Below are 20,626 nucleotides of genomic sequence, written 5' to 3'. Positions count from 1 at the left end.
GCGCCCGCCTCCCGCGACGGGGTTCGCCGGTCGCGCGCGGGACCGCGCTCGACGGCCTGTACCAGGGGGAACTTCTTGCACAGCCTCTTTCGTGCTGCCCGAAACCGGGGGCGGGCGCGCGCTCTCCCCGTGGTTTTGGCCGCGGCGCTCGCCCTCGGCGGCGTGGAAGTCGTCGCTGCTCCCGCCGCCGCGGCGGCACGGCCCGTCGACCCGCGTGAGGTCCCGGTCCTGTCTTCGCCGGCCCAGGCACCGCGGCCCGCCGACCCGGCTGCCGGTGACTTCACCGCCCAGGCGCGGCTCGACGGCGGCGCCGGCAGCCACTTCGACCCTCAGCGGTCGAAGCCGGTGAACCGGACCATGTTCGTCACCGAGTACGAAAACCCGGACGGCACGCATTCGATCCGCCAGTCCACCGCGCCGCTGAACGTCCAGGACGAGGCGGGCGCCTGGCAACCGGTCGACACGAACCTGGCCACCGACGCGACGACGAAGCGCGCGGACGCCGACCACCACCCGCTGTCGCCGTCGCTGGCCACCAAGGCCGACGACCCCGCGGTGCTGCAGGTCGAGTCCGCCGGGCACACCGCGAGCCTCGCGCTGGACGCGGCCGCGCCGGCCAAGGCCGCCGTGAAGGGTGACTCGGTCAGCTATTCCGAGGTCGCGCCGGGCACCGATCTGGACTACGAGGTCACTCCGGGCTCGGTGAAGGAGACGATCAAGCTCAAGCGCCTCCCCGCCGACGGCCGCTCCTCGTGGCGCTTCAAACTCGACACCGGCGGGCTGACCCCGCGGCTGGAAAAGGACGGCGCCGTCCGGCTCCTCGACGCGCGCGGCGAGGTGAAGATCGTCCTGCCGCCGATCCAGACGTGGGATTCCGCGGGCGGCGGCGTCACCGCGCCCGCCATCACCGGCGGCACCTACCGGCTCGAACGAGCCGGTAAGGCCTGGTGGCTCACCGTCGAGGTCGACGCGAACTGGCTGCGTGATCCGAAGCGCGTGTACCCGGTCTACGTCGATCCGACGTTCACTTACGGCGTCGTCGAGGCGCACGTCTACCGCACCGACGGCTACACCTGCGACAACTGCGGGCTCCAGATCGGCAACAGCCTCAACCGCGGGGACAGCTACAGCCGCAGCGTCTTCCACATGGACTATTCGCCGCTGTTCGGCAAGACGGTGGTCGGCGCGCGGATGGACGTCGCCCGCGACACCGGCGTCGTCGGATCGGTCCGCACGCACAACGCGAGCCTGTACCACGCCTCGGCGTTCAACTTCAACGGCGTGGGCGGCTACATGGCCAGCGCGCTCGTCGGTGACGTCGGCAGCTTCGCCGGCGAGGGCCTGACCGGATTCCTGCGTGACCGCGTGAACGCCCGTGACGGGCAGGTCTTCTTCATGATGGTCGGCAGCGAGACGCCGGGCGCCTGGACCTACAAGTACCTGAACGCCACGCTGACCGTGGACACCGGTTCGGCTCCGCCCGCCGCCGTCCTGGCCGGGCCCGCCGACGGGACGGTGTCGACGTCCCTGACCCCGACGCTGTCGGTCAACCCGGTCGCCGATCCGGACGGCGACCCGGTCAAATACTGCTTCCGGGTCGCCACCGGATCGGACGCGAAGTCCGGTGTGGTCGTCGAGTCCGGCTGCCTGAGCACGCCGACCTGGACGGTCCCGGCGGGTGTGCTGCAGGACGGCGTCGCCTACACCTGGCAGGCCGTCACCTCCAGCGGCATCACCACGACCCCGCCACCGTGGATCGGCCACCTCAAGGTCGACCAGCGCATCGGCAACCACGGCCCGTCGCCGACCGACGACGCCGGCCCGGTGACGGTGAACCTGGCCAACGGCAACGTGTCCACTTCGGAGCAGACGCCGACGTTCACCACCGTCGGCGGCAACGCCGGTCTGAGCTTCACCTACAACTCGCAGCAGGTCGAGAACAAGGGCCTCAAGGCGTCCTACTTCGCGGACCTGTCGCACAACGGGATCATCAACGACGCGCAGCAGCCGGTGCTGGTACGAACCGAACCGCAGGTCAACGTCGACTGGGGCACGGACTCGCCCTTTGCGCCGGCGTTGCCCGCGGACTGGTTCGTCGCCCGCTGGGAAGGTTTCTTCCAGGCTCCCGTCGCCGGGACGTACCAGTTCGCCGGGGTGCACGACGACGGCGGCACGGTCTGGCTCAACGGCACCAAGGTGTACGAGGTCAACAACGCGAGCGATCTGAACTGGACCCAGGCGACCGGCGTCGCGCTGACCGCCGGGCAGCGGGTGCCGATCAAGGTCGAGAGCGCCGAGATGACCGGCGCGGCGAAGATGCGCTTGTTCGTCCGCACCACCGACAACACCACAGTGGCACCTCAGATCGTCCCGGCCGGCTGGCTCTACACCAGCGATCTGCCGACCCTGCCCCAGGGCTGGACCCTGTCGGCCGACCTCGACGGCGACGGCGCGAGCTACACCGAAGCCAAGGTCACCGACCAGAACATCGTGCTCACCGACGCCACCGGCGCCAAGCACACCTGGACGAAGAAGAGCACCGGCGGCTACACCGCACCGTCCGATGAGGACGGTGTGCTCGGTCTCGACTCGGCGGGCAAGGTCACCCTGACCGACGGCGGCCAGGTCTTCGTCTTCCGCGCCGACGGGAAGCTGGAGACCCAGTCGTCCAGCACCGATTCCCGCAAGCCCGCGGCGCTGCAGAACCTCTACGACGGCACACCGAGCCGGCTGCGCGAGATCAAGGACCCGGTGGCGCAGCGCTCGCACGTGCTGCACTACAACCGGGCGGGCGACGACTGCTACGGCGGTGCCACCCCGCCGGCGGGCGCCGACGCGGCCGCTCCCTCGCAGATGCTGTGCCGGATCACCTACTGGGACGGCACCGAAACCCGGCTGTGGTACACCCAGGGCCGGCTGTCCAGGATCGAGGACCCGGGCTCCGAGATCACCGACTACGGCTACGACGCCGCCGGTCTCCTGATCTCGCAGCGGGCTCCACTCGTCAACGACTGGATCGCGGCGGACCCGGCCGCCCGCGCCGGACTGAGCGACGTCCGGTCGGAGGTCACCTACGACTCCGCTTCGGGCAAGCCCAAGGCCACCAAGGTGACCGGGCCCGCGCCGGTTCCCGGGCAGCCCCGGCAGGCCAACAGCTACCGGTACGACCCGGCACACCGGACGACTTTCACCGACGTCTCGGGCCTTTCCCCCGCCGTCGGGTTCGCCGGCCGGGTCACCTACGACGACGCCGACCGCACGCTGTCCACGACGGACAGCGCCGGCAAGACGTCCACCCAGGAGTGGAGCCCGAAGGACCTGCTGCTCTCCACCACGGATCCGGCCGGTCGCAAGGCCACGACGGTCTACGACTACGCCGACCGCCCGGTGGACTCCCACGGCCCGGCGCCCGCGTCCTGCTTCGCCGGGCAACTGCCGACCGGTGGCTGCGGGATGTCCCACGGCCACAACGGTTACGACGAGGGCATCAACGGCCTGGCCGTGTCCTGGTTCGACAACGAGCAGCTCTCCGGCGTGCCGAAGTCCTACACCACCGGGCTCGGCACCGCGGACGGCTCGTTCGCGAAGAACTGGAACAGCGACGCGCCGACCGCCGGTATCCCGGCGGATCACTTCTCGCTGCGGGCCACCGGCGACGTCGTCTTCCCGGCCGCGGGCGACTACACCCTGCGGCTGCTCGCCGACGACGGCGTCCGGATGTGGATCGACGACCAGATCGTCGTCGACGACTGGCGTCCCTCGTCCCCGACCTGGCGTCAGGCTGTCGTGCACTCCGACGCCGCCGGGCAGGTGAAGCGGATCCGGATCGAGTACTACGAAGGCGAAGTCACCGCACAGCTCGAGCTGCACTGGACCACCCCGTCCGGCACCCAGGAGCCGGTCCCGGGCGCCCAGCTGCGGCCGCACTACGGCCTCAAGACCTCGACCACCGCGTCGGAGTCCGAGGGCCTCGCGGACAAGATCGGCACCACGAAGTACGGCGACGACGGCCTCGACCCGGTGTACGGCCTGGCGACGTCCGGCAAGGCCAGCACCGGCGGGCTGAACATCGGCGGCTCGGTGTCGCGCGAGGCCCCCGGCACGGGATACCTGCGCAAGACCGCCAAGACCATGGCGACCGGTGCCAAGACGACCTACGCCTACTACGGGGACACCGAAACCCGCGTCAATCCCTGTGCGCCGGGTACCGCGGCGATCAATCAAGGCGGCCTGGCAAAGCTGATCACCGCGCCGGTCCCGGCGAGTGGCAAGGCCCGCGTCGACGAGCAGGTGTACGACGCGTCGGGCCGGGTGGTCGCGGAAGCGACCGGCGGGGACTGGACGTGCACCAGCTACGACGCCCGGGACCGCACGGTGCGGGAGCAGGTGCCGGCGAGCGCGGACGCGCCCGCCAGGACCATCACGCGCGACTACGCCGTGGGCGGGGATCCGCTGACCACGGCCGTCACCGACGACAAGGGCACGGTCACCACCACCGTCGATCTCCTCGGCCGGGTGGTCGCCTACACCGACGTCAACGGCGTGCGCACCACCACCGGGTACGACAAGGCCGGCCGTGCTGTCACGGCGACGGTGACGCCGCCGAACGCAGCGGACCAGCCGCGGACGGTGACGTCCACCTACGACGACGCCGGCCGGGTGCTGACGCAGCAGCTGAACGGCCAGACCCTGGCGACGGTCACCTACGACAACGCGGGCGAGCTCGCCACGGTCACCTACGGCAATGGCGCTTCGCTGGCGTCGGTGACCAAGGACAACGCCGCGCGCATGCTTTCGCTGGACTGGCGGACCAGTGACGGCAAGAGCATCGTGTCGCGGGTCGGGCGGACGTCGGCGGGCACCATCGTCGACGAGACCCTCGGTGGCTACGACGCCAGGCCGAACGCGCCGAACTACGTCTACGACGCCCTCGGCCGCCTGACCGAGGCCTACGTCACCGGGCACCACTACACCTACGACTTCACGTCGGCGGCGTCTGCGACCTGCCCGGCCGGTACCCAGGGCAACGCCGGGCTGAACACCAACCGGATGCGGCTGCTCGACCAGACGGCGAGCGGCACGGCCGAGACCCGTTACTGCTACGACGCCGCCGACCGGCTGCTCGCGACCGAAGGCGCCACCGCGCTGGGGAACTTCGGCTACGACGGTGACGGCAACACCACCGGCTGGACGGCCGGGGACGGGTCGGTGACGAAACTGTCGTGGGACGGGTCCGGTCGCAACATCGGGGCCACCACGACGGGCCCGAACGCGGCGGCCAACGCGGACATCGCCTACACCCGGGACGCGACCAGCCGGATCGTGCGCCGTGATCCGCGGAACTGTGACGGCAACACCGTCGTCCGCTACGGCTACACCGGGGAGGGCGATTCCGCGGACCTGACGCTCGACATCGGCGGCAGGCTGACTTCGCTGACGCTGACCTTGCCCGGCGGGGTGCTGTACACGAGCAAGGCCGGCTCGGACGGCGCGTTCACGCCGTCGTTCGACCACCCGTCGGTGCGCGGCGACCTGGTGCTGTCCACCGACGCCGCCGGTCACCAGGCCGGCGATCTGCGCACCTTCGACCCGTACGGCCAGCCGTTGACGGCGGGAGGTGCCGTCGACTCGCAGAACGTGCCGGACAACTCGCCCGGCTCGATGGACTACGGGTGGCTGGGCCAGCACCAGCGGCCCTACGAGCACGCCGGTGCGCTTTCGCTGGTGCAGATGGGAGCCCGCCCCTACAGCCCCCTGCTGGGGAGGTTCCTCTCGGTCGACCCGGTCGACGGCGGCTCGGCCAACGACTACGACTACGTCGCGGGTGATCCGATCAACGCGGTCGACCTCGACGGGAATTCGTGGTTCAGCTCGATCGTCAAGGCGGTGACCAAGGTCGCGGAGGTCGTGTCCTGGGTACCCGGGCCGATCGGCGCGGTCGCCAGCGGGGTGGCCGCGGTCGGGAACGCCGTCCAGGGCAACTGGGGAGCCGCGGCGCAGTACGCGGCGTCCGCACTCACCGGCGGGGTCTCGAAGTACGTGGCCGCAGGTGCGGCGCTGGTGGGGGTCGCGGCCAAAGTACTCCCCAGGGTGTCCTCCGCCGTGCGCGCGGTGCGCACGGTCGCCAAGACGAAGTTCGCGCCCCAGCTCTTCCGGAACAAGTGGGTCGGGGTCGGCAGCAGGCTGTTCGGGAACAAGACGATCGCGGGCGGCAGGGAGGGCTGGCTGAACCGGCACGGTTCGCGCGTGCGGATCGGGTGGAGCATCTCCAGTCTCAAGCACATGGGGATCAAGAAGGCCGGGATCAGCACCTTCCGGATCGGGATCGGGAAGCGTCATTACGATCTCTTCCACGGTCACATGAGCTTCAAGGGGAAGTGGACGGGATGAGCGAGGGCAGGTGGCGGCGCGAACGCTCGACCGTGCTCGAGTGGCGCGACGAGTGGCTTCCGGCGCTGGCCGCGGCCGGGCCGGCCTCGATCGAGGTCGACCCGGCCGCGGAACCCGCGCCGGGGACACCCTGGAACTGGTGGCTTTCGTTCTCCGTCGGTGATTTGTCGATCGAGGCGATCGTCGCGGAAGGGCTGGACGCCGTGGTGTTCGAGGACGAGCACGGTCGGTTCGAGGACCAGGTGGCGCCGGACGGCGTGCCCGGGTACCTGCTGGGCCGCTCGGCTCGCAGTTAGACGTTCACCCGTCGGGAAAGCCGCGGATTCGGCTCGGATCCGCGGCTTTCCGAGCGCGTTCGTCGAAACGTTCACCCGCACCAGTTTGCCGCGAACCGCACCCCGCGCGCTCAGCTCAGCGACAGGGCGAATTCGACGTACGGCCCGGTCCCCCGGGTACCGGCGGCGGGGACCAGCACGCCGCGCACGCCTCCGGACGGCTGGCGTTTCCGCTCGGCAGCCCAGGCGAAGAGGGCACCCACCGCGACCTCGACCTGAGATCCGGCGGCCCACCGGCCGGGCGTCTCCTGGCGGACGACCGCTTCCTGGTGGGCGGGCTCTGTGCGCAGGGTCAGATCGGGGAAACCGGCCGCGATCTCGGCGGCTCGGTCCGCGGGGACGGGCCAGCACCATTCCACCGGGCCGTCGCTGTCGCCGCTCACTTCCCCGTGATAGATCACGAACGGCGCGCCGGCCACCCCCTCGGTGCGCGGCACGCCGCCTCGGCGCAACCGGTGGATGAACAGCTCCCGCGTCAGGGATTCCAGTTCGTCCTGATGCACCCGGCTGATCCGGCTGAGCAGGCTGCGTTCGGGGATGTCGCGGACCGTGACTTCGTCCATACCCGACTTCCTTCCTCGAAGGTGATCAACGAGGTGGCCCACCAGGACGCGCCGGGCGGCGTGCTCGGCTTCGGCGTCGGCCCAGTGGTCCCTGATCGCCTCGGCGGCCGATGCCGGGGCCAGGGCCAGGATGTCCCGGATCCGGGCCAGCGGGACCTCGGCCCGGCGCAGCGAGGCCACCAGGCGTGCGTGGTCCAGCTGGGTGACCGCGTACCAGCGATACCCGGTTTCCGCGTCGACGTGGGCCGGCACCAGGAGGCCGAGTTCGCCGTACAGCCGCAGTGCCTTGGCCGACAGCCGCGACAGCCGCGAGAACTCGCCGATGCTGACCATGTTCATGGAGGCTCCTCGTTCCGGGCGTGGCGCCCGGTCACGACCACCCTGGAGCTTCCCCGAAGGTGAAGGTCAAGGCCATCGCCACGAAAAGTTCTGCGTGGCGGTACACGGATCGTGTGCGGGAGCAGTCTTCATGGTGATGGCTGACTACGAGGACTTCGCCCGGGCGCACCTGCCGCGGCTGCTGCGTTACGCGACGATGCTGACCGGGGAGCGGGAGCAGGCTGCTGACCTGGTACAGGACGTGCTGGTCAAGGCGTATCGACGGTGGTCAAGGGTCAGCGACGCCGAGCACCCCGACCGCTACGTCCTGCGGATGGTGACCAACGACTACCTGTCCTGGCGGCGCCGGTCGGCGCGGCTGATCGCCGTGGGGGATCCGCCGGACGCGGCGCGGCCGGATGACTTCGCGTCGGACCACGCGGCGCGTGAGGACATGTGGCAGCGCCTGGCGCGGCTGCCCCGGCGCCAGCGCGCGGTCGTGGTGCTCCGGTACTACGAGCAGCTCGCCGACGCCGACATCGCCGACCTGCTCGGCTGCGCCCAGGCCACCGTGCGGGCCCACGCCCGCAAAGCCCTGACGACCCTGCGAAACGGCCTGAACGTCGACCGGATGGCCCAGGCGAAGGAGAGCTGATGGACATCGAGAACCTGATCAAGGACACTTTCACCGCCCACGAGCCCGACGCTCCCGACAGCGACCAGGTGCTGGCGGCCGCCCGTCAGCGCCTCGACCGCAGGCGCGCCGCGGTGAGCCGTCCGCTCGTGGCCGGGGCCGGGGTGGCCCTGCTCGTCCTGGCCGCGGGGACCGTCGCCGCGCTGAACCGGCCCGCGCACGACGACCAGGTGCCCGCGGGCAGCAGCCAGGCCGGCGGTCCGGCCGTCGTCGAGGCGCCGGCCGAGGCAGCCATCGCGGAGCTGCCCATGCCCTTCTCGCTCGGCTGGCTGCCGCCGGGCAAGGCCGATTACCTCGCGCGCCGGATCAACACCGGTGGCAGCGCGGCGAACCCCGACAAGCCGGTGTACGGCGGTGAGTACCTGCTGACCGTCACGTCCGGGCGGCAGGTCCTGGCCGTGGACGTGGCGGAACTGCGGATGATGCCGATCGGGCAGGCCGCCTTCAAGTCCGGTCCGGGCCGGCCCGTCACCGTCGGCGGGCGGGCCGGCGTGGAGAGCTCGAACTCCGGCGGCCGGGGCGGCTACGAGCTGTACCTGACCCATCCCGACGGCGGCTCGCTGTACGTCAACGTGGCCGCGCAACCGGGCAGCACTGCGTCGGCGCAGCAGCTGATCGACGCGGGCCGCCGCGTCGCGGAGAACGTCGCCTTCCCCGGCAAGACCACCGTCGCCCCGGCGTTCGGCCTCGGCAAGCTGCCCGACGGCCTGCGGATGTGCACGTTCGACGTCCAGAAGGGCGGCCCGGGCGGGCCGGGCGGCACGCGAACGACCTACTCGGTGGGCACGTGCAGCACCCTGCCGTCGGTTAACGTGTACAGCGGCGAGGCCGTCCAGGTGAGCGGCACGGCCGGACAACCGGTCCAGGGACACGCCACCCGCTATTCGGACGAGAACGGTTACCGCACGCTCTGGATCCTCAAGGCCCTCGACGAGGCGCCGATCGCCGTCGCGGGCGGCACGCAGGCGGAGCTGTACGCCATCGCCGACCACCTCGTCCTGCCCCGCTGAGTTCCGTGGGTCCTCTTCGGACAGATCGAAGAGGACCCACGGCCGGCGCCGGTTCCGTTATCCGGCTCGGTCGTCGACGCGGGCCAGCACCTTGTCCGCGATCCGGCGCAGCGTGCGCAGCTCCGCCGCGGTCAGGGCGTCGGCGAACAGGTCCCGCACCCGCTCGACGTGCCCGGGTGCCACGGCCTGCAGGTGCGCGAAGCCCGCGTCGGTCAGGATCGCCTGCGTGTACCGGCCGTTGTCCGGATCCGTTTCCCGGCAGGCGAAGCCGCGCTTCTCCAGACGGCTGATCAGGTGGGACAGCCGCGACAGCTCCGTGTTCGCCAAGGCCGCCAGCTCGCTCATCCGCGCCCGGCGCCCGGGCTGCTCCGACAGGTGAGCGAGCACGTAGTACTCGAGGAAACTCAGCCGCGCGTCACGCTGCAGCTGCGTTTCCAGCGACGCCGGCAGGCGCTGGGCGAGGCGCATGAAGCCGCGCCACGCCGACAGTTCGTCGGTGGTGAGCCAGCGCGTCCCGGGTTCCGTCATCACCCCAGTCTAGCTGACTTGAAAATTCACGTCAGCGTGCTAGCGTCTCGCTTGAAGATTCAAGTGAGAGGAATTCCTGTGAAGATCGCGGTCATCCTCGGCAGCACCCGTCCCGGCCGGAAGGGCGAAGCCGTGGCGAGGTGGGTGCTGGCCAAGGCCAAGGAGCGCCCGGATGCCGACTACGAGCTGATCGACCTGCTCGACCACCCGCTGCCGCACCTGGACGAAGCGGTGTCCGCCAGCCGCGGCGCCTACGCCAACGACCACACCAAGGCCTGGTCCGCCAAGATCGCCGAGTTCGACGGCTTCGTCTTCGTCACCCCGGAGTACAACCACTCCACCTCGGGTGTCCTGAAGAACGCCATCGACTACCTCTACGCCGAGTGGAACAACAAGGCCGCCGCCTTCGTCTCCTACGGCGCGCTCGGCGGCGCCCGCGCCATCGAGCACCTGCGGGCGATCTGCAGTGAGCTGCAGATCGCCCATGTGCGTCAGCAGTTGTCGTTCTCGCTCTTCACCGACTTCGAGAACTTCGCCGAGTTCGCCCCGTCCCCGATGCACGACGACGCCGCGTCGGTGCTGTTCGACCAGCTCGAATCCTGGGCCGGCGCGCTCAAGACCGTCCGGTGAGGCTCTACGGGCTCGAGGAGCACTTCGCCACGAGCGACGTGGTCGCGGCGTGGCGGCGGCACGATCCCGCGCTCGCCGCGCCGATGATGAGCCGGGCCGTCGCCAACGCCGCCTTGCTCGACCTCGGCGAAGGCCGCGTCGCCGCGATGGACGACGACGGGATCGACACCGCCGTGCTGTCGCTCACGACGCCCGGCCTGCAGGACCTCGACCCCGCCGAAGCCGTCGCCCTGCAGCGCCCCACCAACGACGTCCTCGCCGACGCCGTCGGCCGGTTTCCCGGGCGGTTGCGGGGGTTCGCGGCGCTCGCGACGTCCACACCGTCGGCGGCGGCCGACGAGCTGCGGCGGGCCGTCGCGGACCTCGGGTTCGACGGGGCGCTGGTGAACGCGAACTCCCGCGGCCGGTCCCTCGACGAGCCCCGCTTCTGGGACATCTTCGAGGCCGCCGACGACCTGCGCGCCCCGGTGTACCTGCACCCGAGCGTGCCGGTCCCAGCGGTCACCGGCGCCTACTACCGGCGCTTCGGCGGCCCGGTGGACGAGCTGTTGGCCACCGGGACGTTCGGCTGGCACTACGACGCCGGGCTGACCGCGCTCAGGCTGATCGTCGCCGGGGTCTTCGACCGGTTCCCGGGGCTGCAACTGATCCTCGGGCACTGGGGCGAGGTCGTGCTGTTCTACCTCGATCGCGTGGCGGCGCTGGACGCGGTGACCGGGCTGGAGCGGCCGATCGCGGAGTACTTCCGCACGAACGTCTTCGTCACCCCGGGCGGCATCGCCAGCCACCGGTACCTGCGGTGGAGCGTGGAAACCGTGGGCGCGGACCGGATCATGTACGCCTCGGACCACCCGTTCAACCGCGAGCACGGCGGTTCCGCCCGGCGGTTCGTGGCGACCGCGCCGATCGACGAAGCCGACCGGGCGCGGATCGCTCACGGCAACTGGGAGAACCTGGTCGCGGGTATCCGGCGCCGCTGAGGGCCGGGTCCGAGGCTGCCGGCCGGTCAGTCGTGGTCCGCGGGTGCCGGAAACGCGGCCAGTCCCGCTTCGGCCAGGCTGGCGGCACGGCGGACCTCCCGGCGCACGGCGTCGATCGCGTCCGGCAGGGGGTGGCCGGGGCGCACGTGGGTCCGGAGGGCGCGGAACTGGACCCGCCACAGGCCGAGGAGCGTCGCCGCGGCGATCTGGGGTTCGGGGTCGTCGGGGCGCAGCCCGGTCCGGGTGACGAGCGCCTCGGCGGCGATGTCGACGAACCGGTCGGCGATGTCGCTCTGATAGGCCCGCAGGGACGGGGTGTTGCGGATCAGGTCGCCGAACTTCCGGTACCGGGCGAGCGCGCGGTCGCCGTCGGCGGCGAGAGCCGTGGCGAGGCCGTCCAGTTCGTCGTCGAGGATCGTCAGCATCGCGCTGACCGGCGTCAGCGCCGGGTTCGGCAGGTGGGTGCGCAATGCGTCGGCCGTGGCCTCGAGCCGATCCAGGAGCAGCGCTTCCTTGCTGGGGAAGTAGTTGAAGACGGTCTTCTCGGACACCCCGCACGCCTCGCCGACGTCGGCCACCCGGACGGCGTCGAAGCCGCGTTCGAGGAACATCCGCGCGGCGGTGTCGGACAGCTGCCGGCGCATCGCCCGCTTCTTGCGCTCCCGCAGTCCTTCGACGGCCGGGCGGCCGGTCCCCGTTGTCGTCACGCGGCCATCCTACTTCAGCCACACGAAAAGTTCTGCTACTGTATTTTTACAGCAACTGAAGCAAGGGGCCCGCAATGTCCGAGATTCACATCGTTCGCGACTACCCGCACTCGCCCGTGAAGGTCTGGCGGGCCATGACCGACCCGGAACTGATCCCGTACTGGACTTCGACGGGGAAAGGCGCCCGCGCCGAGGGGTTCGAGCTGGTGGCCGGGACCAGGTTCCGGTTCGTCGCCAAGCCGATGCCCGGCTGGCGGGGCATCGTCGACTGCGAGGTGCTGGAGGTCCGCGAGCGCGAACTGCTGCACTACACCTGGATCGGCGCGGAAGGGGAGACACCCAGCCACGTCCGCTACCGGCTCGAGCCCACCGCCGAAGGAACCCGCTTCACGTACCACCACACCGGTTTCACCGGGATCGGCGGCTTCGCGATGGCCAAGCTGCTGGGCTCGGTCCGGGCCAGGATGCTCACCGTCGGCGTCCCCGCGCTGCTGGCCGAACTCGACGAGGCCGGCGCGCTGCTCCCGGGCGCGCCCTTGCGGCTGGCTCGCTCCCGATGAACGTCCCCGCGCAACTGCTCGCGCTCACCGCGGCGCTGACGCACCTGTGGATCTTCACGATGGAAAGCCTTCGCTTCAGCCGCCCCGAGGTGCACGCCATGTTCGAGGTGCGCGCGGCGGACCTCGCCGCGGTCCGCCCGTGGGCGTTCCACCAGGGCTGCTACAACGCACTCCTGGCCCTGCAGGTGCTCGCCGGGCTGGCCGCGGCCCACTCGGGCGCGATGGCGGGAGGCCAAGCCCTCGTCCTGGCCGCCAGTGGGTCGATGCTCGCGGCGAGCGTGGCGCTGATCGCGTTCGATCCCCGCCAGGGGCGGATCAAGGGATTGATCGGCCAGGGCGCACCCGCTCTGGCCACCCTCATCGCGCTGATGGCCTGAGTGATTCCGGCCGGGCGACATCGGCATGGGCCGTGTCTGTCAGTGGAGGTCCAGCAGCGTCTCGAGGCGAGCGGCAAGTACGTCGTCCATCTCACCGTCGATGATCACGCTCAGGATTCCGGCGTCACGATCGCGCGCGATGCGGAGCGCGAGTTCCGGCGTCCCGGCGATCGGATACGCGAACCACGTGCTGGGCGGAAGGTCTGCGTCCGTCTCCGGGACACCGGCTTCCAAAGCACCGTCGTCGAGCTCGTCCCAGCCATAGCCGACCAACGCGGCGGCGTACTCCACGACCTTGGTCAGGTTTCCCTCGAAAATCCAGCCGGCTACCCGATGCATGCAGGGATCATGCTCTGCTGAGTGTCCCTCGTGCATGGGTGGCGGGGCTTGTGCTCGCATCCTCGATCGGATGGCGATCTCCGAGCTTGCGTTCGAGCGCGCTCGAAGCTTTAGCGTCGCGGCCATGACGACACAGACCTGGATCATCACCGGCGCGACCCGCGGCCTCGGGCGCGCCCTGGCGGAATCGGCACTCGCGGCGGGTGACAACGTGGTGGCCGCGGTGCGCCGGTCCGAGCGCGTGGCCGACCTGGAAACCAAGTACCCCAACACCTTTCAGGCCGTGAGGTTCGACGCCCGCGACACCGGCGGGGCCACTGCCCTGGTACAGACGGCGATCGACCGCTTCGGGCAGCTCGACGTGCTCGTCAACAACGCCGGCCGGGCCGTGGTCGGCGCTATCGAGGAGGTCGGTGACGAGCAACTGCGTGAGCTGATGGAGCTGCACCTGTTCGGCCCGGCCGCGCTGGTCCGCGCGGCGCTGCCCGCCATGCGCGAGCGCGGGACCGGGACGATCGTGCAGATGAGCAGCCAGGGCGGGCGGCAGTCGTTCCCGGGCGTGGCCGCGTATTCGGCGTCGAAGTTCGCTCTCGAAGGCTGGTCGGAGTCCCTGGCGGGGGAGGTCGCGGGGTTCGGGATCCGGGTGATGCTCGTGGAGCCGAGCCGGTTCCGCACCGGGTTCAACGAGGACGGCGTGCTGGAGTTCGCGGAGCCGTCCGAGACCTACCGCGACGTGCTCGCCAGGGTGCGCGCGGACATGGCCGGGGCCGACGGCCGCCAGGAAGGCGATCCGGTGCGCGCCGCGGACATCATCGTGTCCCTGGTGCACGGCGACGACGTGCCGCTGCGGCTGCCGCTGGGCAGTGAGGCCGTCGAGCGGCTCACCCGCGCCTACCGGCGCGACCTCGAAGGCGTCGAGCGGTGGGCCGAGACCGCTCGCAGCGCCGATTTCGCCGATGTCCCGCCCTCTTCGCGGCCGATCTAGGCTGGACGGCATGGCCACGGACGAACTGCTGACCAGGGCGCTGGCGATGCTGGGCGACGACGACGTGTCGGTGGAGGCCATCCATCGGCTCACCGACGTGGGCGGGATGACCGAGCCGATGACGATCGCCGAGGTCGCCGACATGCTCGACATCTCGCCGCACACGCTCCGCTACTACGAACGCGCCGGGCTCGTCGAGGTCGGCCGCGACAGCAGCGGATACCGCGTCTACGACGAAGAAGCGGTGCGGCGCCTGGTGTTCCTGACCCGGATGCGGCTGTCCGGAATGCCGATGCGTGACCTGCAGCACTACATCGAGCTCGTGGACGCGGGGGAAAACACCGTGCCCGAGCGGCTCGACATGCTCGTCGAGCACCGCGACACCATCCGGCGGCGCATCCGCGAGCTGACGCTGTCCCTCGCCGCGACCGAGTACAAGATCGCCACGTACGGCGGCTCGGCCGGGCCGGAGACGACCTCCGGGCCGATGCGAGCCGAGGCCCGCTGACCGAGTCGCGCTCATCGAGGTTCGGCGAGGCCCGGACGCCGACGCAGATCGGCGTGGCGATCCGCCAGCCTGGCAGAGGCAACTCTGGTTCTCCGCTTGCCCGGACCTCATCGTGGCATGAGAGCGCGTTCCGGGTCACAGTCGTGAGGCTGTCCGGATCAGCTCGGCGAGGACGCGGGACCGGCTGTGCGCCGGCCAGACGATGTGGGTCGTGACCGGCGGTGCGTCGCTCAAGGGGACGGCCGCGTGCTCCTCCCACAGCCACGTGCGGGCGGACTCGGGGAAGACCGCCACCGTGCGGCCGAGGGCGATCAACTGGGCCAGCTGGGTCTGGTCGTGGATTTCGGGTCCTGGGCCGAGCGCGTGGGTGTCGTTGCCGGCCCAGCGGGCGAGGGGAAGATCGGGCACGTCCGCGATGTCGTTCAGGGACAACGTCTTCCGCTGGGCCAAGGGGTGTCTGGCGGGCAGGATCGCCACCTGCGGCTCCGTCATCAGCGCGACGCTGTCGAACCCGGTGAGGGAGTTGAACGGCGTGTGCATGAGCGCCACGTCGGCGCGGCCGTCACGCAGCATCTCCTCCTGCTCGCACGTTCCGCTCGGCAGGACCTCGATCTCGGCGGCGCCGGGCTCGGCCGCGTAGGCGTCGAGGAGCTTGTTCAGCAGTTCGTGGAACGCGCCCGCCTTCACCGCCAGCACCAGCCGGTCGCGGGAGCCGCCCTGGTGGCCGGCGCGGCGGGTGCGACGGACCGCGGCGGCCGTCGCGTCGAGCGCCACCCGACCCTCCTGCAGCAGGATTTCCCCGGCGCCGGTCAGCGAGACACCGCGGCGGTTGCGCTCCAGCAGCGTGACGCCGAGACGTCGCTCGAGCTGCTGGATCGCCCGGGACAACGGGGGTTGGGCGATGCCGAGGCGCTCGGCGGCCCGGCCGAAGTGCAGCTCGTCGGCGACGGCGATGAAATACCGCAGCTCGCGGGTCTCCACAGTGTCCATGCCACAGCGTACCCGCCCGTGATACCTCGCGAGTATCACAGCGCACCGGATCGGTGTTGGCCGCCGCGCCCGCCGGCGGGTGAGGATCGACGGCATGAGCACTGATCAACTCGAACATTCCCTGCCCGGTGGCACCTGGTCGCTGGGCGAGCTGACCGTGACCCGGTTCGGCTACGGCGCCATGCAGCTGGCCGGCCCCGGGGTCATGGGCCCGCCCGCCGACCGCGAAGGCGCGCTCGCCGTCCTGCGCAAGGCCGCCGACCTCGGCATCACCCACATCGACACCTCCGGCGCCTACGGCCCTCGCGTCACCAACGAGCTGATCCGCGAGGCGCTGCACCCCTACCCCGAAGAGCTGCACATCGTGACCAAGGTCGGCGCGCGCCGCGACGAACAGGGCGGCTGGCCCCCGGCGCGGCAGCCAGCCGACCTGCGCAGGGCTGTGCACGAGGACCTGGAGACCCTCGGCGTCGAGCGGCTCGACCTGGTCAACCTCCGCCTCGGCAACGCGCAGGGACCGCAGCCCGGCTCGCTCGCCGAGGCGTTCGAAACCCTGGTCGAGCTGCAGCGTGACGGCGTGATCCGGCACCTCGGCGTGTCCAACGCCACGCCGGAGCAGGTCGCCGAAGCGCGGGCGATCGCGCCGATCGTCTGCGTGCAGAACGCTTACAACCTCGCCCATCGGCACGACGACGAGCTGATCGACGCCCTCGCGAGTGACGGCATCGCCTACGTGCCGTTCTTCCCGCTCGGCGGGTTCAGCCCGCTGCAGTCCTCGACGCTGTCGGCCGTCGCCACGCGATCGGGCACGACGCCGATGTCGGTCGCCCTGGCCTGGCTGCTGCACCGGGCACCGAACATCCTGCTCATCCCGGGCACCTCGTCGGTCGAGCACCTGACCGAGAACGTCGCGGGCGCGGCCACCACCCTGTCCGCCGACGATGTGGCCGAGCTGGACCGGATCGGCCGGCCGTGACGCACAACGGCGGCGGGTCGGCGTTCAGTATCCAGAAGGATGTTCCGAGAGCCAGTCGGCATGGGAGTGCTTGATGGTGTCGCGTTCGCTGGTCGTCGGCAGCAGGACGTCGGCGCCACCGTCGTAGGGATGGTGGATCCGGTCGAAGGACGAACTGGCGATCATCACCCCGACGGTGGCGTCCTCGGCCGCGGCGCGGAGTAGGTCGTCCACGAGACCGGATCGCCACGGTTTGCGGCTGGCGTACAGGTGGGTGTAGGTGATGAAGTCCGGGTCGGTTTCTTCCTCGTCGGTGCGGACGGACATCCAGTGACGAGCACCCGGGTTCCAGAGCGCGTGCTGCGCGGACAGTGCCGGGGGTTCGGATGCGTCCGACCAGTCGGTGGTGACGATCCGGACGTCCTGTCCGTGGAACAGTTCGTCCAGAACCGTGTTGTAGCGGTGGAGCACGATGTCGTACTCGGAGTCGGCGTCCGGATAGCGCTTGGAGCCGGGCAGGCTGTGGAATCGCACCCACCGGTCGTCATAGGCCTGCTTCAGGTGATCGGCCAGCGGGGGGCATGCCGGCCACTGACGCCGCCACAGGGTTGACAGGTCGTTAGCCGGCACGTGATCACCTTTCTCTGCTGGCAGTCTCTTCGCCTCCGTCGGGGCGCCTGGGCCAGCTGAACCTACGCGCGGGGTGATCCGCGTGCAGCTTGTTTGTCCGCTCGTCGGCATGAGCGGACGCGGATTGGTGAGTGTTCCTCCGAGGACGACTTCCAGCCAACGGCACGAGCAGATGATTCGTTGCGCACGGCCCGCTGAGATGACGCCGGGCGTCAGGGCCAGGTGTGCGCCGAGGCGGCGAACGTCTCGGGCTTGCTGTGCACGGGCACCACGCAGAGCAGGTGACCGCCCGGCGCTCGTAACGTGTGGGCGTCCAGCCAACTGGATACCGGCTCGGCACCCAACCCTGTGAGGCGGGCAACCTCTGCGGCCAGGTCGTCGGTCTCGATGTCGACGTGGTAGCGCGGGGCACCGTCGTCGACGGCCTGGACGACGGTGAACAGGTCGGGCACGGCACCGGCCAGGACGGTGAACTGTTCCTGTCCCGGCGCGGGATGGGCCGGGACGCCCAGCGCCGCGGACCAGAAGTCGGCTGCCGCGCCGGCCTGGGAAGCGGGGGCGTCGATGAGGATCCCGACCAGTCGGCTGCGATGCATGGTCTCCACGCTATCCACAACTAGGGAGCGTGACGCGGCGGCCGGCCGGATACTGGGCAGATGGTGACCGGCGAGCGCGCCCGAGACGTGACTTTCCCCAGCGCAGGCGCAATGCTGGCGGGAACGTTTGCGGTACCCGACAGCCGCGACCCGGCGCCCGGAGTGGTCATGGTCGGCGGCTCCGGGCCGTCGGACCGCACCAACGACGACTTCTTCCCGCCGATCCAGCAGGGACTCGTGGAGGCCGGGTTCGCCGTGCTTTCGTACGACAAGCGCGGTGTCGGCGGGTCGTCCGGCGACTGGCTCGCGGGCACGATCGACGACTTCGCCGTCGACGCTGTGGCAGCACTGGACTTCCTTCGCGCCCAGCCTGAGGTACATGCCGAGACCACCGGTCTGTTCGGGCACAGCGAAGGTGGCTGGGTGGTTCTGCGCGCCGCGGCGGGTGGGGATGTGCCTTGGGTGATCACCAACGGTTGCCCCGGCATGACACCCGCCGCTCAAGACCGTTACGCGCTCGCCACCGCTCTTCAGGCGGTTGACGGCATCACCCCCGACGAGGCCGACATCGCATTGGCTGTGTACGACCAGCTCGTCGAAGCCGGTCGTCGCGGCGCCGACTTCGCCGAAGCGACGCGGTTGGTTCAATCTTTCTCGATCCCCGCCTCCGTTGAAGAGCTGTTCGGCGAATACTGGTCAGAGACCGACGAAAGCCTCTGGGAGTTCACCAAGCGCAAACAAGACCACGATCCGATCCCGGACGTGCTTCGGTTGCGCTGCCCGCACCTGGCGACCTTCGGCGGCGCCGACGAACTGGTTCCGGTCGCGGACAGCATCGGCCTGTTCGCGACGGCTGTCTGCCGTGCCGAACGGCATCCGCGAGCCACCCTGACCGTCGAGCTGTTTCCCCACGCCGACCACCGTGTTCAGGTACGCGGTGCGACCGCCCTGGTGCCCGGCTACGTCGAAACCTTGGCCCGGTGGATCACCGTGGGTTCGTGGCCGTGGTGACGAAGTTGTGGGCGACCTCGTGCAGCTTCACGTTCTGCTCTTGTGACGCCTTGACGAGCAGCTTGAAAGCTTCGTCGGGCGGGATGCAGTGCAGGGCCATGAGGATGCCCTTCGCCTGATCGATCACCGCGCGGGAGGTCAGAGCGGCGCGTAGCTGGCCCATGGTCTCGCGGGCGGCTTGGTGACGGCGGGTGCTGCGCAGCGCCGCTTCGGCGGCGGCGGTGTACAGGTCCAGCAGTGCTGCGTCGAGCGCGCCGAAGCTGTTGCCTCCGGTGTCGTACAGATTGAGCGAGCCGCGGTACTCACGGTCGACGAACAGCGGGGCGGACAGGGAGGCGACGACCGCGGACTCCTTCGCGGCGGTGGCGAACTCGGGCCACCGTTGTGCCGCATCGGCCACCTTCACTCGTTGCACTTCGCCGGTTTGGACGGCTTCCAGGCAAGGTCCTCGCCCGGCGTCGTACTGTGCCTGATCGACGCGGTGCGCGGTGTCACCGGTCGCTGTCGCGGTGTAGGGGACACCGTCGCGCAGCAGCGTGATGCTGGCGATCTCCGCGTCCGGTACGGCGTGGATGACCTGCTGGCACACCCGCTGCAGGACCACCGGCAGTTCCTCTTCCTCCGCGAAGGTGCCGGCCAGCCGGTCCAATGCGGCAGTGACCTCGTCCACTCTTCGCGCGGCGTCCCGCTCGTAGAGCAGGTCTTCGTCCATGTGGTGCTCCTCGGGGTGGTCTGCGCAGCGTCTCGGGTGATCGAGCGTTCACAGGGTGGAGGCATGGTGGCGGCCTGCTTGCTGCATCACACAGTAGGCGTCGCCGGGTGACCTGTGCAGGCTTGGAGCGGGCTGTTGCCCTGAGCGGACCGGTCGGTCGACCGCTTCGGCCAACATCGAGGTGCGAGAGATGACCACCCGCGCCGCACACCAGTGGTGGCGTCGGCAAAGCACGCTCGAAAAGGGCGATCCGGACGGATCGTGACAATCCGCGTACGCCATGGCGTGATTCGGCGGACGTTTTACTCAGCTGCTCGATATCCGGCGAAGTTTCCACAGAACCGGTGGTTCGCGAATTGTGGACTCCACAGTCGACAGTGGCGATCGCTGTCCTGACCGGACAGTCCACAAAGAGCACGAACCAATGAGCCAAGCACCGGCGGCGAGGCTAACTTGAGTCCTACGTGGGACCGCGCTTCGGCGGTTCCGGCGGTCGAAACAAGTTTAACTGGGGAGTTCCACCGACTCGTGCGTGCCACCTGGAAACAGCAGTGGGCACTGGGGAGACCGTTGTGCCCTATTCACGTGAGTTGCTCGGCTGTCTGGCCGAATTCGCCGAAACCCGATCCGAATCCCTTGTGCTCGTCATGGGGGCCGAGCGGGTGACCTGCGCCGAGCTCGCCGCCATGGCATGTCGGCCTACCACGGCATCGAGGCGCTGCACGCCCCGGAGGGCAGCCGGGTGGCCCTGCACGCGACCAAGTCGCCGCGGACCGTTGCGCTGATCGTCGCCTGCCTGCTCGCCCGG

Annotated in this window: 20 protein-coding genes; 12 read left to right on the top strand and 8 right to left on the bottom strand. The window is 70.2% G+C overall.

Annotated elements, in window-relative coordinates; genetic code table 11:
• Window positions 1-129: 129 nt before the first annotated feature.
• Window positions 130-6,390, top strand: a complete 6,261-nt coding sequence (locus IE317_RS29875; protein WP_191314684.1) for a PA14 domain-containing protein — start codon at window positions 130-132, stop codon at window positions 6,388-6,390.
• Complete coding sequence (locus tag IE317_RS29870) at window positions 6,387-6,686, top strand: hypothetical protein (protein WP_191314683.1); 300 nt, start codon at window positions 6,387-6,389, stop codon at window positions 6,684-6,686. Before IE317_RS29875 ends, IE317_RS29870 begins: the two co-directional genes overlap by 4 nt.
• 110 nt (window positions 6,687-6,796) lie before the next feature.
• Here IE317_RS29870 and IE317_RS29865 read toward each other — a convergent pair whose 3' ends face one another.
• On the bottom strand, window positions 6,797-7,627 hold the full coding sequence (locus IE317_RS29865) for a MerR family transcriptional regulator (RefSeq protein WP_191314682.1): 831 nt from the start codon (window positions 7,625-7,627) through the stop codon (window positions 6,797-6,799).
• Window positions 7,628-7,763: 136 nt separating this feature from the next.
• Here IE317_RS29865 and IE317_RS29860 point away from each other — a divergent pair, with 136 nt between their 5' ends.
• Both IE317_RS29860 and IE317_RS29855 read left to right on the top strand, forming a co-directional pair.
• The gene (locus tag IE317_RS29860) at window positions 7,764-8,261 is read left to right on the top strand and encodes a SigE family RNA polymerase sigma factor (RefSeq protein ID WP_191314681.1); all 498 of its coding nucleotides are present in this window, start codon (window positions 7,764-7,766) and stop codon (window positions 8,259-8,261) included.
• A complete protein-coding gene (locus tag IE317_RS29855) occupies window positions 8,261-9,310 on the top strand; it encodes a hypothetical protein (RefSeq protein WP_191314680.1) in 1,050 nt (349 codons plus the stop codon). The genes IE317_RS29860 and IE317_RS29855 overlap by 1 nt, the downstream gene beginning before the upstream one ends.
• 57 nt (window positions 9,311-9,367) lie before the next feature.
• On the opposite strand, the gene IE317_RS29850 is transcribed toward IE317_RS29855, so the two are convergent.
• Entirely contained in the window at window positions 9,368-9,838 is a 471-nt protein-coding gene (locus IE317_RS29850; RefSeq protein WP_191314679.1) for a MarR family winged helix-turn-helix transcriptional regulator, read from the bottom strand.
• Between the two features lie 72 nt (window positions 9,839-9,910).
• Between IE317_RS29850 and IE317_RS29845 the strand changes: the two genes are divergently transcribed.
• On the top strand, window positions 9,911-10,468 hold the full coding sequence (locus IE317_RS29845) for an NADPH-dependent FMN reductase (protein ID WP_191314706.1): 558 nt from the start codon (window positions 9,911-9,913) through the stop codon (window positions 10,466-10,468).
• On the top strand, window positions 10,465-11,448 hold the full coding sequence (locus IE317_RS29840; RefSeq protein WP_191314678.1) for an amidohydrolase family protein: 984 nt from the start codon (window positions 10,465-10,467) through the stop codon (window positions 11,446-11,448). Before IE317_RS29845 ends, IE317_RS29840 begins: the two co-directional genes overlap by 4 nt.
• 26 nt (window positions 11,449-11,474) lie before the next feature.
• On the opposite strand, the gene IE317_RS29835 is transcribed toward IE317_RS29840, so the two are convergent.
• A complete protein-coding gene (locus IE317_RS29835; protein WP_191314677.1) occupies window positions 11,475-12,155 on the bottom strand; it encodes a TetR family transcriptional regulator in 681 nt (226 codons plus the stop codon).
• A 74-nt stretch (window positions 12,156-12,229) separates the two neighbouring features.
• Here IE317_RS29835 and IE317_RS29830 point away from each other — a divergent pair, with 74 nt between their 5' ends.
• Complete coding sequence (locus IE317_RS29830) at window positions 12,230-12,715, top strand: SRPBCC family protein (protein ID WP_191314676.1); 486 nt, start codon at window positions 12,230-12,232, stop codon at window positions 12,713-12,715.
• Entirely contained in the window at window positions 12,712-13,092 is a 381-nt protein-coding gene (locus tag IE317_RS29825) for a DUF1304 domain-containing protein (RefSeq protein WP_191314675.1), read from the top strand. Before IE317_RS29830 ends, IE317_RS29825 begins: the two co-directional genes overlap by 4 nt.
• A 39-nt stretch (window positions 13,093-13,131) precedes the next feature.
• Here the strand turns inward: IE317_RS29825 and IE317_RS29820 are convergent, their stop codons facing one another.
• Complete coding sequence (locus IE317_RS29820; protein WP_191314674.1) at window positions 13,132-13,431, bottom strand: hypothetical protein; 300 nt, start codon at window positions 13,429-13,431, stop codon at window positions 13,132-13,134.
• 124 nt (window positions 13,432-13,555) lie between these two features.
• Between IE317_RS29820 and IE317_RS29815 the strand changes: the two genes are divergently transcribed.
• Both IE317_RS29815 and IE317_RS29810 read left to right on the top strand, forming a co-directional pair.
• Window positions 13,556-14,416, top strand: a complete 861-nt coding sequence (locus IE317_RS29815) for an SDR family NAD(P)-dependent oxidoreductase (protein WP_191314673.1) — start codon at window positions 13,556-13,558, stop codon at window positions 14,414-14,416.
• A gap of 10 nt (window positions 14,417-14,426) precedes the next feature.
• Window positions 14,427-14,924 (top strand): MerR family transcriptional regulator, encoded by a 498-nt coding sequence (locus IE317_RS29810; protein WP_191314672.1) that lies wholly within the window; start codon window positions 14,427-14,429, stop codon window positions 14,922-14,924.
• Between the two features lie 135 nt (window positions 14,925-15,059).
• On the opposite strand, the gene IE317_RS29805 is transcribed toward IE317_RS29810, so the two are convergent.
• Complete coding sequence (locus IE317_RS29805) at window positions 15,060-15,914, bottom strand: LysR family transcriptional regulator (protein WP_191314671.1); 855 nt, start codon at window positions 15,912-15,914, stop codon at window positions 15,060-15,062.
• 94 nt (window positions 15,915-16,008) lie between these two features.
• Between IE317_RS29805 and IE317_RS29800 the strand changes: the two genes are divergently transcribed.
• The gene (locus IE317_RS29800) at window positions 16,009-16,890 is read left to right on the top strand and encodes an aldo/keto reductase family oxidoreductase (RefSeq protein ID WP_308443412.1); all 882 of its coding nucleotides are present in this window, start codon (window positions 16,009-16,011) and stop codon (window positions 16,888-16,890) included.
• Window positions 16,891-16,914: 24 nt separating this feature from the next.
• On the opposite strand, the gene IE317_RS29795 is transcribed toward IE317_RS29800, so the two are convergent.
• Both IE317_RS29795 and IE317_RS29790 read right to left on the bottom strand, forming a co-directional pair.
• Window positions 16,915-17,499, bottom strand: coding sequence for a DUF3885 domain-containing protein (locus IE317_RS29795; protein WP_191314670.1), 585 nt, complete (start codon window positions 17,497-17,499; stop codon window positions 16,915-16,917).
• Window positions 17,500-17,711: 212 nt separating this feature from the next.
• Window positions 17,712-18,095, bottom strand: a complete 384-nt coding sequence (locus IE317_RS29790) for a VOC family protein (protein ID WP_191314669.1) — start codon at window positions 18,093-18,095, stop codon at window positions 17,712-17,714.
• Window positions 18,096-18,155: 60 nt separating this feature from the next.
• Here IE317_RS29790 and IE317_RS29785 point away from each other — a divergent pair, with 60 nt between their 5' ends.
• Window positions 18,156-19,106 carry an alpha/beta hydrolase family protein gene (locus IE317_RS29785; protein ID WP_191314668.1) on the top strand — a complete coding sequence of 317 codons (951 nt, stop codon included), beginning with the start codon at window positions 18,156-18,158 and terminating at the stop codon, window positions 19,104-19,106.
• On the opposite strand, the gene IE317_RS29780 is transcribed toward IE317_RS29785, so the two are convergent.
• Window positions 19,081-19,818: a GAF and ANTAR domain-containing protein gene (locus IE317_RS29780; protein ID WP_191314667.1), complete on the bottom strand. Its 738-nt coding sequence runs from the start codon at window positions 19,816-19,818 to the stop codon at window positions 19,081-19,083. The genes IE317_RS29785 and IE317_RS29780 overlap by 26 nt on opposite strands.
• Between the last annotated feature and the right edge of the window lie 808 nt (window positions 19,819-20,626).

The sequence above is a fragment of the Amycolatopsis bullii genome (assembly GCF_014654205.1).
Classification (GTDB): domain Bacteria; phylum Actinomycetota; class Actinomycetes; order Mycobacteriales; family Pseudonocardiaceae; genus Amycolatopsis; species Amycolatopsis plumensis.
This window is presented reverse-complemented; position numbering and strand designations above follow the sequence as displayed.

What these genes read in the sequence shown, in the direction of transcription:
- IE317_RS29810 (WP_191314672.1), top strand. Translation starts at nt 14,427, where the DNA reads ATGGCCACGGACGAACTGCTGACCAGGGCGCTGGCGATGCTGGGCGAC.
- IE317_RS29805 (WP_191314671.1), bottom strand. Translation starts at nt 15,914, where the DNA reads ATGGACACTGTGGAGACCCGCGAGCTGCGGTATTTCATCGCCGTCGCC.
- IE317_RS29850 (WP_191314679.1), bottom strand. Translation starts at nt 9,838, where the DNA reads ATGACGGAACCCGGGACGCGCTGGCTCACCACCGACGAACTGTCGGCG.
- IE317_RS29865 (WP_191314682.1), bottom strand. Translation starts at nt 7,627, where the DNA reads ATGAACATGGTCAGCATCGGCGAGTTCTCGCGGCTGTCGCGGCTGTCG.
- IE317_RS29815 (WP_191314673.1), top strand. Translation starts at nt 13,556, where the DNA reads ATGACGACACAGACCTGGATCATCACCGGCGCGACCCGCGGCCTCGGG.
- IE317_RS29870 (WP_191314683.1), top strand. Translation starts at nt 6,387, where the DNA reads ATGAGCGAGGGCAGGTGGCGGCGCGAACGCTCGACCGTGCTCGAGTGG.
- IE317_RS29860 (WP_191314681.1), top strand. Translation starts at nt 7,764, where the DNA reads ATGGCTGACTACGAGGACTTCGCCCGGGCGCACCTGCCGCGGCTGCTG.
- IE317_RS29830 (WP_191314676.1), top strand. Translation starts at nt 12,230, where the DNA reads ATGTCCGAGATTCACATCGTTCGCGACTACCCGCACTCGCCCGTGAAG.
- IE317_RS29790 (WP_191314669.1), bottom strand. Translation starts at nt 18,095, where the DNA reads ATGCATCGCAGCCGACTGGTCGGGATCCTCATCGACGCCCCCGCTTCC.
- IE317_RS29820 (WP_191314674.1), bottom strand. Translation starts at nt 13,431, where the DNA reads ATGCATCGGGTAGCCGGCTGGATTTTCGAGGGAAACCTGACCAAGGTC.
- IE317_RS29825 (WP_191314675.1), top strand. Translation starts at nt 12,712, where the DNA reads ATGAACGTCCCCGCGCAACTGCTCGCGCTCACCGCGGCGCTGACGCAC.
- IE317_RS29780 (WP_191314667.1), bottom strand. Translation starts at nt 19,818, where the DNA reads ATGGACGAAGACCTGCTCTACGAGCGGGACGCCGCGCGAAGAGTGGAC.
- IE317_RS29855 (WP_191314680.1), top strand. Translation starts at nt 8,261, where the DNA reads ATGGACATCGAGAACCTGATCAAGGACACTTTCACCGCCCACGAGCCC.
- IE317_RS29800 (WP_308443412.1), top strand. Translation starts at nt 16,009, where the DNA reads ATGAGCACTGATCAACTCGAACATTCCCTGCCCGGTGGCACCTGGTCG.
- IE317_RS29785 (WP_191314668.1), top strand. Translation starts at nt 18,156, where the DNA reads ATGGTGACCGGCGAGCGCGCCCGAGACGTGACTTTCCCCAGCGCAGGC.